The 14,632-nt window shown below is 56.8% G+C and carries 12 protein-coding genes; 10 read left to right on the top strand and 2 right to left on the bottom strand.

Going from position 1 to position 14,632, the window contains the following annotated elements; translation table 11 throughout:
• Positions 1-6: 6 nt before the first annotated feature.
• Positions 7-690 (bottom strand): hypothetical protein, encoded by a 684-nt coding sequence (locus QGH30_03260; protein ID MDP7021353.1) that lies wholly within the window; start codon positions 688-690, stop codon positions 7-9.
• A 70-nt stretch (positions 691-760) separates the two neighbouring features.
• Here QGH30_03260 and QGH30_03255 point away from each other — a divergent pair, with 70 nt between their 5' ends.
• The 10 genes from QGH30_03255 (at position 761) to QGH30_03210 (ending at position 13,243) form a co-directional block, all read left to right on the top strand.
• On the top strand, positions 761-1,339 hold the full coding sequence (locus QGH30_03255) for a sigma-70 family RNA polymerase sigma factor (GenBank protein ID MDP7021352.1): 579 nt from the start codon (positions 761-763) through the stop codon (positions 1,337-1,339).
• On the top strand, positions 1,320-2,231 hold the full coding sequence (locus QGH30_03250; GenBank protein ID MDP7021351.1) for a DUF4097 family beta strand repeat-containing protein: 912 nt from the start codon (positions 1,320-1,322) through the stop codon (positions 2,229-2,231). Before QGH30_03255 ends, QGH30_03250 begins: the two co-directional genes overlap by 20 nt.
• Complete coding sequence (locus tag QGH30_03245) at positions 2,228-2,839, top strand: hypothetical protein (protein ID MDP7021350.1); 612 nt, start codon at positions 2,228-2,230, stop codon at positions 2,837-2,839. Before QGH30_03250 ends, QGH30_03245 begins: the two co-directional genes overlap by 4 nt.
• Positions 2,826-3,917: a hypothetical protein gene (locus QGH30_03240; GenBank protein MDP7021349.1), complete on the top strand. Its 1,092-nt coding sequence runs from the start codon at positions 2,826-2,828 to the stop codon at positions 3,915-3,917. Before QGH30_03245 ends, QGH30_03240 begins: the two co-directional genes overlap by 14 nt.
• A 55-nt stretch (positions 3,918-3,972) precedes the next feature.
• Positions 3,973-5,295: a BamA/TamA family outer membrane protein gene (locus QGH30_03235; GenBank protein ID MDP7021348.1), complete on the top strand. Its 1,323-nt coding sequence runs from the start codon at positions 3,973-3,975 to the stop codon at positions 5,293-5,295.
• A gap of 262 nt (positions 5,296-5,557) precedes the next feature.
• Positions 5,558-6,553 (top strand): FlgD immunoglobulin-like domain containing protein, encoded by a 996-nt coding sequence (locus QGH30_03230; protein MDP7021347.1) that lies wholly within the window; start codon positions 5,558-5,560, stop codon positions 6,551-6,553.
• Between the two features lie 58 nt (positions 6,554-6,611).
• The gene (ispH, locus tag QGH30_03225; protein MDP7021346.1) at positions 6,612-7,457 is read left to right on the top strand and encodes a 4-hydroxy-3-methylbut-2-enyl diphosphate reductase; all 846 of its coding nucleotides are present in this window, start codon (positions 6,612-6,614) and stop codon (positions 7,455-7,457) included.
• Between the two features lie 102 nt (positions 7,458-7,559).
• Positions 7,560-10,103 carry a DUF2817 domain-containing protein gene (locus QGH30_03220; GenBank protein ID MDP7021345.1) on the top strand — a complete coding sequence of 848 codons (2,544 nt, stop codon included), beginning with the start codon at positions 7,560-7,562 and terminating at the stop codon, positions 10,101-10,103.
• Between the two features lie 7 nt (positions 10,104-10,110).
• Positions 10,111-11,793: a S8 family serine peptidase gene (locus QGH30_03215; protein ID MDP7021344.1), complete on the top strand. Its 1,683-nt coding sequence runs from the start codon at positions 10,111-10,113 to the stop codon at positions 11,791-11,793.
• Between the two features lie 37 nt (positions 11,794-11,830).
• Positions 11,831-13,243 (top strand): oligosaccharide flippase family protein, encoded by a 1,413-nt coding sequence (locus QGH30_03210; protein MDP7021343.1) that lies wholly within the window; start codon positions 11,831-11,833, stop codon positions 13,241-13,243.
• Here QGH30_03210 and QGH30_03205 read toward each other — a convergent pair.
• Entirely contained in the window at positions 13,240-14,583 is a 1,344-nt protein-coding gene (locus QGH30_03205; protein ID MDP7021342.1) for a DUF4139 domain-containing protein, read from the bottom strand. The genes QGH30_03210 and QGH30_03205 overlap by 4 nt on opposite strands.
• Between the last annotated feature and the right edge of the window lie 49 nt (positions 14,584-14,632).

The raw sequence follows: 14,632 nt of genomic DNA, 5'->3' as shown, positions 1-14,632 counted from the left end.
TCCTTCCTAATCGCACAGCTTGGCATTTGGATCAAGGGATTCATCGTGGAAAAGCGACGCATGAAGAAGCCCGAAGCTCCCGAGCCATAGGAGAGCGCCGATTCCACTGGCAAGCAGAATGAGGCTCAGTCCGAATCGGAAAACGAGGGCGAGAAAGTGAGCGCCGGGGCGGGCGATGAGCAGTTTCAGGGACTCCAGGAAAGCAGCCCGGAAGCTCTGAACTTCCAGCAGCCGGGGCATGTGAAGGTTCATGCCTCGAAGAATCAGCCAGACCCAAAAACTGAGTTCGGCGGCAATTACCAGAAGGAGGCCGGGAATTGCCGTGAACAGCAAAGAGGTATTGAAGAGCAAGAGAGCCAGGAAGAGAAACTGAAGAAAGTGCCAGAGCCAGAGTTTCGCATAGTTTCTGTCGGCACCCTGCAGAAGGCCCGGAATTGGGCGACCTCTTGCAATCGCAAGGGAGCGCTGCTGCCCCGCATTCTGAATCCAGGGATCCAGAAAGAGGGGAATCAGGAGAAACCCGAGACAGGTGATCCCGTAACTTGGCAGTGTCATGGAAGAGGGCGGACGAAGGCTGATCCAGAGAAGCAGGGGGATCCAGGCAAGGGAGCGAAGAAGCCCCAAGAGGGACAAGCTTCCCAGATTGCGGTAGAGAAGGCGAAAAAAGAGGCTCGAAACGGAATCGCTCATGTCCTACTCTTTCAAATCGACTGCTCTTGCAGTGAAGCCAAAGCGCAAGCCCCTTCGAGGAGCCTCAGTAGTGAGCCGTGCAGAAGAGCTGGAACTGATCCGTCTCTGCCGCAAGGGGGAGCAGGATGCCTGTCGCTCTCTTGTGGAGCGCTATCAGGACTCCCTCTACAACTATTGCTTCCGCATTCTCAAGGATCCCTCAGAAGCCGAGGAAATTGCCCAGGAGTGTTTCGTCCGCACCCTGACCCGACTCGACCGCTACAAGGAAAGCTTTCCCTTCGCTTCCTGGCTGTTTCGCATCGCCCACAACCTCTGCATCGATCACATCCGCAAGCGAAAACGCATCGCCTATTCCCTGGATGCGGGGATCGAGGGAGAAGAGGGAAGCTGGCATCCGGAGCAGGCCTCCCAGAATCCGAGCCCGCAGGAAGATACCATTCGAAGCGAGGAGAATACACTCCTGAATCAGGCCATTGCCGAACTTCCCGAGCAGTATCGTTCCATCCTCCTCCTCCGGCATCAGGAGGATCTTAGCTATCAGGAAATCTCATCCATTCTCAAGCTTCCCCTCGGAACCGTCAAGATCCGGATTCACCGTGCTCGTGAAAGACTGAAAAGGAGACTCCGTCGTGAATCTTTCCTCGACTAGCCTGATCCTCTTGTTCTGCCTGCCGCTTGGCCTCACTGCTGGAACTCTCGAGAGGACCCGAACCCTGGAGTATTCGCCGGATGGAATCGAGACCTTCAGTCTTGAAACCGGTTCCCGGAATCTGGAGATCCGGGGTGCCGGGAACGGGATGATTGTCTTTGAGCTCACTGCCAGGATTCGTGCCCGAAAAAGAGAACAGGCCGAGGCGATCTTCAGAAAACTGGGGGTTCATGAAGAAAGGGAAGGTGGGCATCTGAGATTGCGCTGTAAGGATTTCGGGAAGAAGGTTTCCCTCGACTACCGGGTTTTCCTTCCGGCAGGCATCGCAGTGGAAATCCTGTCGAGCAGCGGGAATTTGGAGATTCTGGATCATCGGGGCCGCGTGGATTTTCAAAGTGGCAGCGGTGATCTGCGGATTCGTTCTCTTGATGGCCCTGCCCGCTTGAGGTCAAATAGCGGAGATTTTTCCCTGGCATCAATCAACGGCGACCTGAACGCCAGAAGCCATAGCGGTGACATTGATGTTCGGGGGCTTTTCGGGGACTGCGAAGTGGAGTGTTCCAGCGGTGAAATCCGGGTTTCAGGGCTGTCGGGAAATCTGGAGGCAAAAACAAGCAGTGGTGATGTAGAGGCGAAGGGAATCGCCTCGCCCGCTCATTCCTTCCTTGTTTTTACAAGCAGTGGCGATGTGGATCTGGCTCTGCACCCGGAGGCCTCTGTCTTTTTGCAACTTCGCTCAGGCAGTGGAAATCTGGAGGTTCAGGCTCCCATGGAAGTGCTGGAACTCGACCGCCACCGGCTGAAGGGTTACCTGGCTTCGGGCGATTTGCCCGCTCGCGTCGAAACCTCCAGCGGTGACATCCGTATCCGGCTTCAGGAGAAAAAGGAATGAGTAAACAGAAGCAACAACTGGCTTGCGGAATCAATCCTGCCCTGATTCAGGAGTTCCACGATAACCTACTTTCGGAGGATGAGTCCCGGCTGCTTCGAGGGCACTTGCCTCATTGTGTTTCCTGTCGGGAGTTTCTGGAGGAAGAGGTCGAACTTGACCGGCTCTTCAAGGGTCTGGAGACCTTGCCGGCTCCTCCAGGTTTTGCTGATCGAAGTCTCCTTGCCATGCGAGCCAGCAGAAAAAGACCCATGGCAATCCTCGGGAAAGCCCTTTTTTCTCTCTCTTTCGCCGTCGCCTTTACCCTTCTGATCGCAATGCTTGTGTTCTGGATTCTGCCCGGCCATTACTTCTCCATCACTTCTTCGGGCTTTGGCACTGCAAACGAGTGGGGAAGTACTTTCCGGAACATCCTTCTGGATCCGGTCTGGCTTGCCCAGTTTGAACAGACCCTTCGCGTTTTGATTCACGGAGCTGCACTGTTATTGGCTTCCCTGCCCCTTGTGGCGAAGGCTGCCCTTATTGCCCTCTCACTGACCCCCTTCCTGAGTTTAATGGCCTTCTCCGCTCAGGGGAAAAGCAAGGGAGTGTTTCTTCATGTCTCCAGCTAGACTGTTTCTCAGCGCCCTTTCCGCTCTCTTGCTCCTTGCAGGAGTTGCCCAGGGGCAGGACTCAACGATCCATGTTATCGAGGTGAGAATTGATGATTCCGGAATCGTCATCAATGAGGACGGGCGCTGCGTCGAGGTTTCCGCCGACACGGGGCTCGGACTGTGCGAAAGAAAGGTCATTGTTGCCTGCGATGAGGAGGACGAGAAGCTCTTCTTCCGCGAGGATGTCCGGATTGGCGCAGAGGAGCACTATCTGGAAGACCTGGTGGTTCTCTTCGGCGATCTGGATCTGGAAGGATTTCTGGGCGGTGATGTCGTGGTCCTTGGGGGCGATGTGCGTCTTCATGGGGGCGCGGAAATTGCCGGAGACCTGCTCTGCATTGGCGGACAGGTCGAGCAGGACTCCACGGCCACGATCCATGGAGATGAGGCCGTTCTTGAGTCCCGTTCTCTCTTTAGTGGGGCGGCCTGGCGAGCCCTGCTTGACGAGGAGGGCTGTGAGGGGTTTTCCTTCGAGGAGGAGGACACCTTCTTCTCGGCTGATGGGTTCGGCCTTCTTCTCGGCTTGCTGATCCTTGTCTTTCTACTGCAACTCTTTTTTCGCAGTCCCTTGAGCCGGGCGGCCAGTGCCCTGCGCGAGAAGCCCGGGCGGAGCTTCTTCCAGGGAATCCTGGGACTTCTTCTGATCGTTCTCCTTATGCCGCCATTTCTGTTGGGGATGATTCTACTCATGTCTCTCTTGGCCGTGTTGTTGTTTCCCGTACCCTGGCTTCTGATTCCCGTACTTCTTCTGCTCATTCTTTTCATTGTGATCCTGCTGATTGCTCTGGTCTTCCTGCCCATGCTTATGCCGGTCTTTGCCCTTTCCCGCTACGTCCTGGAGAAGAGGGGCTGGAATGTCTGGCTCTCTCTCTTGCTTCTGGTTCTTTCAGTCTGGTTGCTGACCGGTATTTTGGTAAGTATGGGTTCGGTGGGCGAGGGAGTCCTGATTCTTCTTCAACTTCTGGTGTACTTTCTCGGCCTGGGTGCCCTGTTTCACAGCCGCATCGGTCGACGGGAAATACTTCCCGGCGAATAGGTTTTCTTCTGGTTCCCTCCGCCCCTTCCCGCTAGTTTCCGGGAGGGGGTTTTTCGTGGCGAGATTACTCTTCATTGTTCTCATTCCGGTTCTCTTTTTGCCGGGCTTGGCCCAGCCGCTTCTTCCCGTAATCGAGGGGCTGGAGGAGATTTCTCATGAGGGACGGGTTCTTTCGGAGATTCGTCTGGAAGGGAATCGTCGTACCCGGGATCTTGCCATCCTTCGGGAACTCTACCTTCAGCCGGGCCTTGCCTTTGATATCCGTCTCTTGCAACGGGATCTTCGCTTTCTTGACAGCATCGGTCTTTTTGAATCCGTCTCGGCTCAAGTCCGGGAGGAAGAGGACCGCCTGATTCTGACTCTTCTTGTCCGGGAGCGAGGGCTGTCCTCCATGCGGCAGCTTTACCCGAACCTGGACTTTGATAGCAGGATGAGGCCCCGCCTGTCCCTGATCTACCGGCACCGGAATCTACGGGGTCTGCGGGAGGATCTCACCCTGATGAAGAGCCAGGGCTGGGAAGAGGGCATGTATCTGAAGCTGAATCGCCCATGGCTGGGAGTTCAGCCACTGGAACACACCTTTCTCTACTCTCACCGGGATCTCGATGCCGAGGACCGGGATGAGTTTCGCGAATCCTGGGGCTCCTTCTCTCTCTGGATTCCCCTGGACCGAAGTCGCCCTCTGGATCGACGATTTCTGATCCAACTCCTCCTGGGAGAGCGTTATCAGGAGGAAGGCGAGGATAGCTGGGAGGAATCCCTGAATGCGGCCTCGGTCGGCTTCAGCGTGGATCTTCGGGAACGCATGATCCGCCCGGATCGGGGTGTCAGTTTTCTTTGCGTTCTCAGTCGATTCAGTCCCCTGATTGGCAGCAGCCATGACCTGAAAAAGCTCATCCTGAAGGGAGCGCGTTACCGCCGCCTTCCCGGAGGAAGCGTTCTTGCGATGAAGGCGGAACTGGGTCTTCAATCGGGAGATCTTTATCACCGGGGAAGCTGGGGGCTTGGCGGGATTGATGCCGTGCGAGGCTGGGCCCAGGGAGAATGGTCCGGCTGGGATGCCGGGGCCGGGGGAGAGCCGCAGGGCAGGAACCGCTTCCTCGCCCGTCTGGAAATTCGAAGGGATCTCTTCCCCCGAAGCTGTTTCCAGATCTGGCGCGTGGGGAAGGTGCTCATTGAGGCGGAGAGTCTCCTCTTCGTGGACGCCGGAGTTCTCTGGAACCGGGGCATGCCCTGGGATACGCAGAGTGCTTCTGCGACTTTTTCCCCGGGAATCGGACTGCGACTCTTCTCTCCCTTCGGGGATGTTCTTCGACTGGAGGCCGGTTTGAACCCCGAAGGCGGTGTCCGACTTCACCTGGGAACCCGTCTGCCCTGAATCCCTGCAGATCGGGGACTTTTCCCCAATTTCTCCATTTTCGACTTCCGGGAAAGCGGATAGTCACTTTCCGAGCAGCGTTTTTCACCCATTTCCTTTGCCTTGAAACTTGTATTGTTATAAGCCATTGAAATCAATGGCGATAAAAAGCCTGTTTCACTCTTGAAGTTCCTCTTCCCCATGGGGTATCATTGGGGTGAGGGAGAGGAACGCTGCTTGTTCCTTCTCTCCCGAAAGCGGTTCCATCGCAAATTGGAGGAAAATGACCCGCAGTATCCTGATCCTGGCTCTGACGCTTCTTTCGGCCCTGCCTCTGATGGCTGAAAGCGTCCTGCCTGTGGAAAGGGAGTTTGCCAGTGGCAGCCGGGTCCAGATCTATCCAGCCGACTATGTGCGGGATCATTTTCTCCGTCAGACCGCAGACATGTCATTCCTCCAGCTTCCCGGGTCTCCGCCCATGGAACTTGTCCTGCCGAGCGAGACCGTTTTCTTCGACCACGATCCGGAAGAAGCGATAGATGCCCTGCAGTCCTTGAGCTATCCGAGACCGGTGGACCGGATTGAGATCATCTTCCTGCCTCTCCCTCTTCGGGAACACTCCCACAGCTTTGCCCGGGGAAACCGGATCTTTCTTGCTCCCGCTGAAGTGGAGATTCCCGAAGAAATCACCCACATGACCGTGGTGCATGAGTTGGGGCACCTGTTCCAGTATGCGAAGATGTCCGACATGAATACCTCGCTCTGGAGCCAGTACCGTCAACTGCGCAGGATAAGCAATGAAGACATCTATCACGATTCAGCGATTCACGCGAACCGCCCCCACGAGATTTTCGCTGAAGACTTCCGCTACCTCTTTGGAGGAGATCTGGCAAACTACAGCGGGACTATCGAGAACCACGATCTTTCCTTGCCCGACGAAGTCTTCGGTCTGAGGGAGTTCTTCCTGTCCCTTTCCGACAAGATCGTCCCGGCTTCGCTCCTGCAGGCCAGTTGTTTTCCCAATCCCTTCAACCCAAGAACCACGGTGAAAGTGGACGCAGAAGTCGATCTGATTGGCGAGACCCTGACGGTGAGAGTTTTCGATGCTCAGGGACGACAGGTTCGCGAGCTCTATCGCGGAACTCTCTTTACCCAGAGCCTGAGTTTCCAATGGGATGGGCGAGACAACGGGAATCGGCCTCTTCCTTCCGGGGTCTATTTTTCCCGAATCCGTGTGGGTGACCACCGCGCGGGCAGCAAGATGATCCTCCTTCAGTAGTTTCCTTCTTTGCGAGCGGAGTGGAATGCCTTAGCTTCCTTGGAAGCGAGGTTTGTCTATGCCGAAGATCATTCTGGCCAAGAGCGCAGGGCAGTGTTTCGGAGTGAAACGCGCTTTCAATATCGCCATGGACGCTGCCGGGCGCGACAAGCCCGTCGGCATGCTCGGTGACATTGTTCATAACGAGCATGTGGTCAAAAAGATCGATGATGCCGGTGTGAAAGTGATTTCCGGGATTGGGGAGATGGACGATGAGGCCAGCCTCCTGATCCGTGCACATGGAGCGCACCCCGAGGTCTACCGAAAGGCCGGCGAACAGGGGCGGGAAATCCTGGATGCGACCTGTCCTCTGGTGCATGAGATCCATCAGGTTGCCCGTGAGATGGCCGCCGGCGGATATCACCTGATCGTGATCGGGGACCACGGACACGACGAGGTCATAGGCATTGCCGGGCAGGTGGAAGGTGCCATCGTCCTGGCCGCGCCGGAAGAGGTGGAGAACCGCATCCCTTCCCGCCTGAGGAAGGTTGGCATTGTGGTTCAGTCCACGCAGAAGATTGAAAATGTCCAGCGCATTCTCTTTGAGCTTCTGCCGCGAGTTCGCGAACTGCGCTATGTGGACACGATCTGCGGTCCGACCAAGACTCACCAGCGGGAGATCCGGTCCCTGCCTTCAGAAGTCGATGTCATGGTCATCGTCGGCTCCTTCAGTTCCGCAAATACCTGCCGCCTGACCGAGCTCTCGCAGGAGAATAACCCCCGGACTCATCAGGTGGAAGACGCATCAGGGCTGGAAAACTCCTGGTTTGAGGGGGCAGGCACCATCGGAGTCAGTGCGGGTGCCTCTACTCCCGACTGGATCATTGAAGAAGTGGTCCAAGCCCTTGAGAAGCTTCAGGACTGACTGGAACCCCTCTTTTCACTATGGTATAATGGTAGGGCGGTGGCCTGCGGGCAGGGTCTCCGCATGCTCGGGTGCCCGTAACCGCTTTCCTGGATGGCTTCAATGGGACGTGTACAGTTGCGATCGCTTTTCTTTTCCTTCTTCCTTCTTTTATCCCTCCCTCTCCTTTCTGCGGAAATCCCGATCAATGAGAATGGTCTCCCGCTCTGGGAAGAAGCGGTGTATACGGATTATCCGATTCGGATTCGACTGAAGGATTCCGGCGAGCTTCGGGAACTTCTTGATCGGGTAGAGATCCCCGGCTTCCATCGGGAACAGGTAAAGGTGATTGCAGACACACCGTTTTCCTCACAAATCCACTTTGAACCGCGCATCACGGAAACGGTGGCCCACAATCTCCGGGAGGCAGGAATCCCGTTTGAGAGGATAGAGGATGCCGAGAAGCTTGAGCGCCGTCAGATGGAAAAGGTCTGGGCCGCGCAGTCCTCTCTGGGTGGCGACACCTTCCTGCGGGGCGACCGCGGCGTGTATCATACCCATGCCCAGGCGGGAGCCATCCTTCAGCAGGCAGAAGCCGATCACCCGGCCATCGCCGATTTCTTCAACGTCGGAAACAGCGTGCAGGGCCGTGAACTCTGGATGATCCGCATCAGCGACAATGTGATGAGTGAGGAGAACGAGCCGGAGCTTCGACTGTCAAGCACCATGCACGGAAACGAGCCCCCCGGAATGGAGATGCTCCTCTACCTGGTGGACTACCTTACCGACAACTACGGCAGTGACCCCGATGTCACCTACCTCGTCGACAACTACGAACTTCACATCATGCCCCTGCATAACCCGGACGGCCATGCAGTCGGGAGTCGTTACAATGCCAATGGCGTGGACCTCAACCGCAACTTCCCGGTGCCCGATGGTTCCATCGGTGAAGACGGAACCTATAGCGAGCAGATCGAGACCATCCTTTTCAAGAACTATGCTTTCGACCATCACTTCGTGATCAGTGAGAACGGTCACAGTGGCGCTCTCGTGGTGAACTATCCCTGGGACTACACCTACACGCTTACGCCCGACAATGACGCGATCATCCTTCTCAGCGAGGAGTACAGCTACTACAACTCCCCGATGTGGAACGGGGACTGGTGGCATGGCATCACGAACGGTGCCGACTGGTATGTCGTCCACGGCAGTCTCCAGGACTGGAGCTACGAGGAGACGGGTTGCATTGATGTGACCATCGAGTACAGCGATAGCTATTCCCCTCCGGCCAGCCAACTGGAAACCTACTGGAACAACAACCGGGAAAGTTTCATGCACTGGATCAAGGCCGCTCGCTACGGTGTGAACGGAACCGTGACGGCTTCCGACACCGGTCTGCCTCTGGAGGCCACGGTGACCGTAGCCGGCAATGCGAAGTCTGTCAGCACGGACCCGGATTTTGGAGACTATTACAAGCTTCTCGACAACGGCAGCTGGGACATCAGCTACTCCGCGCCAGGCTACATTACGCACACGGAGTACGGGGTTTCCACCAACTGGGGCACGCCCACGGTGCTCAATGTCCAACTCAATCCCGTGGCGAACGGGGATGTCTGGGGCTATGTGATCGGCGGTGGCAATCCTCTGGATGCGACCATTGAAGTGCGAAGCTGGCCCTCCGATACCTATGTGACCACGACCTTCAGTTCTGCCGCATCCGGGGGACTGTATTCCGTGAACCTGGTCTATGGAGAGTACAAGTTGATTGCCAGTGAGGATGGTTTCATGGATGCCGAGAGCATCATCAACCTGAACTCCGATGATCTGCAGCAGAACTTTTCTCTCTATGCCAGTGAAGAACTCCTTCTCTTTGACGATGATTTCGAGAGCGGCGATGGTCAGTGGACGGGTGGATGGAGTCTGACAAGCTCTACTTCCTCAAGTCCCACGCACTCGATGACCGACAGTCCTTCCGGTGACTACGGCAACAACGAGAGCAACCCCACGGCCATGATTGCCGGGGTCAACCTCTCGGGAGTCATGGAACCGGTTCTGAGTTTCCAGGCGCGCTGGGAAATCGAGACGAACTGGGATTGTGTGCAGTTGCAGGTTTCCGTCAATGGCGGCTCCTCCTGGACAGCCGTTTCGACGCAGTTTACAGAGCCGGGAAGTGGGCAGGGAAGCCAGCCTTCCGGGGAACCGGTTTTCGAGGGAACCCAGAATTCCTGGGTGGAGAACACCGTCGACCTGTCTGCCTACGAAGAGGAATCAGACCTCCGCTTCCGTTTTCTGCTGAGCAGTGATTCCTCGGTTCGCAAGGACGGTTTCTACTTCGATGACTTCAGCATTGTGGGAACCGTGGTCAGTACGGACGCGGAGAACCCGGTCTATCAAACCGCTCTTCGGGGAGCCTGGCCCAATCCCTTCAATCCGAAAACCTCCCTGCGCTTCGAACTGGAGAGTCGTTCTGTGTGTCGCATCTCTGTCCACGATGTCCGTGGACGGGAAATCGCGCTTCTTCAGGACGGCCCGCTTGATGCCGGTTCCCACGATCTTAGCTGGGATGGCCGGAACCATAAGGGCCGCGCACTTCCCAGCGGGGTCTACTTCGCTCGCATGCAAAGCGGGGGAAAGCTCTTTACTCAAAAACTGACCCTCCTGAAATGAGGAACGCATGAGACTGCGTCTTGCATCACTACTGATTCTCCTGAGTCTTCTTGCCACTGCGGCCGAGATTGCCGAAGGGCTTGAAGAGAGGATTGCCGAAAATGGGACGCTTCCCGTGTGGGTCTTCTTTCGTGACAAGGGCGAGATCAGCGAATCCCGATTCGAGGAAGCAAGGGGACTCCTCAGCGAAGCGGCCTTCGTCCGCCGGGCGAAGGTGCGAAGCGAGTTGCTCACGGAAAGAGACCTTCCTCTTGATGAGGCGATGCTTCAGGGCATTCGCGATAAGGGAATCACGATCCGTGCCGAGAGCCGGTGGCTCAACGCGGTTAGTGTCCTTGCAGACAAGGAAGCCCTGCGAGAGCTTTCCGCTCTGGACTATGTTCGCTTCCTGCGCCCGGTGGCTGGTTCCAGCAGGCGCGAACTGAACATGATGCCCGCTCCTCCCTCCTCCCGCTCCGGACTGGAAGACCCGATTGACTACGGGAACACGGTTCAGGAACTTCAGCAGATCAATGTTCCGCCCGTCCACCAGTTGGGGATTCATGGAGAGGGAGTGATCGTGGGAATGCTCGATACGGGCTTCAATACAAACCACGAGGCACTTGCAGATCTTGATGTTCTTGGAACCTGGGACTTCATCAACGATGACCCCGTGGTGAGTAATGAAGACGGAGATCCTGATAGCCAGGAAAACCACGGCACGATGACACTGTCCTCTCTGGCCGGGTATATGCCAGGGACACATGTGGGCGTGGCTTTCGGAGCCAGCTTCTATCTGGCGAAGACCGAGGATGTCAGTCAGGAGATTCCTCTCGAGGAAGACCACTGGGTGGAAGGCATCGAGTGGCTGGAGGCCCAGGGATGCCAGGTCGTCAGTTCCAGTCTCGGCTACTATGACTGGTATGTCTTCGACGATATGGATGGCAACACCGCCGTGACGACCATCGCCGCCGACTATGCGGTGAGCCTCGGTGTGGTTGTGGTCAACAGTGCGGGAAACAGTCGAAACGGTTTCGGACACATCATCGCCCCCGCAGACGGCGACAGTGTGATCGCCGTTGCTGCCGTCGATGAGAACGGGGAGTTTGCTTCTTTCTCCTCCCCCGGCCCTTCGGCCGATGGCAGAATCAAGCCCGATGTCTCGGCTCGCGGCGTGGCTAATCATGTGGCCTACCCCGGAACCTGGGACGAGTACACGCTGGTGTCCGGCACCTCTCTTTCCTGCCCCCTGAGCGCAGGCGTAGCGGCACTTCTTCTGTCCGCCCATCCGGATGCGACTCCCATGGAGATTCGCGATGCCATGCGGGAAACGGCCGACCGGGCAGACAACCCTGACAATGACTATGGCTGGGGTATCCTCGATGCGGAGGCGGCTCTGGAGTACCTGACCTTCACGGCTTCTCCAGCGTCCACGCCTCGATGGACTCTTCATGCCTGGCCCAATCCCTTCAATCCGAAGGTCAGAATCGAGTTCAGTCTCGAAGAGGCTACTTTTGCTCGTCTGGAAATCCATGATCTGAAGGGCCGCCTTCTCGATCTTCTTCTCGATGAATCCCTTGCCGCGGGAACTCATTCTCTGCTATGGCATGGAAAGGATCGGGAGGGGCGAGAGCTTCCAAGTGGAATCTATTTCGCGCGACTTGTCTCCGGCCAGGATCAGCAGGTTCGAAAGATGCTCCTCCTGAAATAGCCGGACCCTCCCTTTTCGGGAGGCTTTCTTGATCCCCGTGATTCTGCGAAATTTCCTGTCCCTTGCCTTTGGTCGCTTTACGGCGCTTGCCATCGGCGCGCTGGTCACCTTTGTCTTGGCCCGTGCTCTGGGTGTGGAGAGCTATGGTGAGTTCATTGCCGCCCTGGCTTCTGCGGAACTCTTTGCAGCTTTTCTGGATCTCGGCCTCAGTCGCATTCTGGTCAAGGAAGGCTCGGTAGACCGCAAGAGAGTGGGGGGGCATCTGGCAAACATCCTCCTCATCAAGTCCCTTCTTTCGGCCGCAGTTCTCCTGCTCGTCCACCTGCTGGCTCTTCGCATGGGCTGGATGAGCCCCCTCTACCAACTCACCATGCTCCTGATGCTCTGCAAGGTGGCCGACAGTTTCGGGATTATGTTCGATGGGGTTTTTCAGGTTTTCCAGAGAATGGAATACTCGGCCATCATTCTGGTGACAGGGCGTGTCTTTCTTCTGATCAGCGTTCTTGCGGGCTGGGTCTCCGGGCGCGGGATCCTGTACTTCGGCTGGCTCTACTTTCTCATCAGCGCCCTCACGGCGATGGCCACCGTCCTGATTGCCAGCCGGCGTTTTGCCTCTCCGAAGTCGGGCATGATCTCCCTTCGGGAAACCGTGGGACGGGAGGGCATCTTCTTTGCCATCTCGAGCATCCTCTACATGGTCAACTCGCGGGTGGACATGCTGGTTTTGCGGGAGTGGGCGAGTCCGGAGGCACTGGGGCTCTATGCTTCAGCGATTCGCCTGGCCCTGGTCTTCCAGATTCTTCCCATGGTTCTTCAGGCGGCCGTTCTGCCGGTACTCTTTGACTATGGTCGCAACCAGCGGGAACGACTGCCGGGATTCTACCGGGACTATCTTCGCAGAAGCCTCCTGCTCTCGCTCTTCCCTCTCCTTCTCCTCGGTCTTTTCCCGCAAGAGTTGATAGGAACGCTCTTCGGCGAGAACTACCTCCCGGCCGCAGGCTGGCTGAAGTGGCTTGCTCTCCTTCTGCCCCTGCGCTTTCTGTCTCTGGCTCCCGGGAATCTGCTGACGGCCCTGGATCGGCAAAGGGAACGAACTCTCTGTGTGTCTTCCGGAGTGGCTCTGACCCTCTTCCTGATGTTCTGGCGAGTGCCCGCAGGAGGAGTCGGGAGCGTGATTGTGGCCTTGATCAGCGGAGAAGCCCTGATGGCAGCCCTTTGCCTCCTTGCGGCTTTCCGGCAGGGCTACGGAGTGGATCTGAAAATGCTGGCGAGGGTCCTCGTGGCTCTTGCTGTATCGGCACTTCTCTTGTCCGGGGTTCAGAGGATCCTGGATCCCGGATTCCTGGGCGCGATCTTCCTGCTTCCCCTCTTGGTGATTCCGTCCATCCTCCTCAGTCGTGCGGCCAGTCTGCAAGAGCTGAGGGAGATTGTCCGAAGGCCGACTCCCTAGGAAATACGCAGTCGGTAGTCGATCACCACTTCTCCCTTGGCGGGAACTTCCACTTCATACTTCCAGGTGTTTGCAGATTCCTTCTCGCCCTTGTGGCTCGTGCTAAGGATCTTCCATTCCTTCCAGCCCGGCATTCCTTCCAGCACCGTCATGGTCACCTTTTCATCCTTGTGATTGCGGAGCAGAATCTGAATGGTCGAGACGATGATTTTCCCGCGAAGCTGCCGATCGGTTTCAAGCACACGGTGCTCGCCGCGAAGGTCGAAGCTCTGTCCAACTTTCAGGCGAATCGACTCACCTTCCGGCGTGTGGGAGATTCTGTCCTCTCCTGCAAACTGAAGCTGCCCGGAGCGGTCCTCCTGATAAACACGCACGATGCCGCCGGGTAGCGGAAGCCCCGGACCCTCTCCCTTCCTGTTCGGGAAACTCAGGGTGACATCCAGACTCCGTGCTTCGGTGTCCATTTGACCGTAGTTTGATCTCAGCAGGTAATCCCTCTCGCCGGGAATGTCCCGGGACTCCAGCAGTTCCACCTGCTTCTGTTCCCGGTCCAGCAGGTTGGTTCTCCGGCCGAGGGTGTAGAGGTGGTACTCGAAGAAGGACTCCTCGCTGAAGCCATGCCGGGAAGCATCGAAACCTATGGCGAGTTTTTCCCCTCTAGGGTAATTCCTTGATTGAACCCGGTTGACATCGCCGGCGACCAGTTTGAGCCCAGCATCGAGATAGTCTCGCCCACTCTGGTTGTTCAGGGTGACCCATCCCTGAAGGTCGATTCGATTCTCCGGACTGACGACTGCCACATAATCCGCCTTCCATTCCAGGCCTTCACTGAGGTAGCTGAGTTCGATGTCATGCTTTCCTCCACGCCGGGATTCCAGCAGGCATAGCAGCGAGGGTTCCAGAAGCAGGCCTTCGGGAAGTTCCGGAAGGATGAGATCCTCCACATGAATCTCGCCATTTACTTCCAGGATTCGCCCGAGGGGACTCCCCGTGTTCGAAGGGCTCCCGTGAGCCAGAAGGCGCACCGTCTCCCACTTCCCCTCAATGAGGGCACGAACCTCCTTGCCGCGATATCGTTCCAGCAGGCTCTCCCGATGGAGAAGGTCATAGCGGAAGTTCTGTTCCAGTACCCGGAGTTCTCCGGACGGGCTGTGGAAGTGAACCGTTTCCGGCAAAATCCTGGCGGGAACGCCGGGAAGGGACACTTCTGACACTCCCTTTTCGATTTCCAGAACACGACTTTCCTTCACGAGAGCCAGGTTCTTGTTGTATACAGTGAGTTCGAGCTCGCCAATGGAAGAGCTGGCAAATATCAACAGGGCCAAGATCAGGGTTCTCATCCTTACCTCCCGGATTAAGGGAGCATAGCCCCGGCCTGTCAGGGGATCA

The organism is Candidatus Krumholzibacteriia bacterium (assembly GCA_030748535.1).
In the GTDB taxonomy this organism is placed as follows: Bacteria; Krumholzibacteriota; Krumholzibacteriia; order JACNKJ01; family JACNKJ01; genus JASMLU01.
Note: the sequence above shows the minus strand (reverse complement) of the source record. Positions and strands in the feature narration are given on the sequence as shown.

What these genes read in the sequence shown, in the direction of transcription:
- QGH30_03260 (MDP7021353.1), bottom strand. Translation starts at nt 690, where the DNA reads ATGAGCGATTCCGTTTCGAGCCTCTTTTTTCGCCTTCTCTACCGCAAT.
- QGH30_03245 (MDP7021350.1), top strand. Translation starts at nt 2,228, where the DNA reads ATGAGTAAACAGAAGCAACAACTGGCTTGCGGAATCAATCCTGCCCTG.
- QGH30_03240 (MDP7021349.1), top strand. Translation starts at nt 2,826, where the DNA reads ATGTCTCCAGCTAGACTGTTTCTCAGCGCCCTTTCCGCTCTCTTGCTC.
- QGH30_03230 (MDP7021347.1), top strand. Translation starts at nt 5,558, where the DNA reads ATGACCCGCAGTATCCTGATCCTGGCTCTGACGCTTCTTTCGGCCCTG.
- ispH (MDP7021346.1), top strand. Translation starts at nt 6,612, where the DNA reads ATGCCGAAGATCATTCTGGCCAAGAGCGCAGGGCAGTGTTTCGGAGTG.
- QGH30_03220 (MDP7021345.1), top strand. Translation starts at nt 7,560, where the DNA reads ATGGGACGTGTACAGTTGCGATCGCTTTTCTTTTCCTTCTTCCTTCTT.
- QGH30_03215 (MDP7021344.1), top strand. Translation starts at nt 10,111, where the DNA reads ATGAGACTGCGTCTTGCATCACTACTGATTCTCCTGAGTCTTCTTGCC.
- QGH30_03205 (MDP7021342.1), bottom strand. Translation starts at nt 14,583, where the DNA reads ATGAGAACCCTGATCTTGGCCCTGTTGATATTTGCCAGCTCTTCCATT.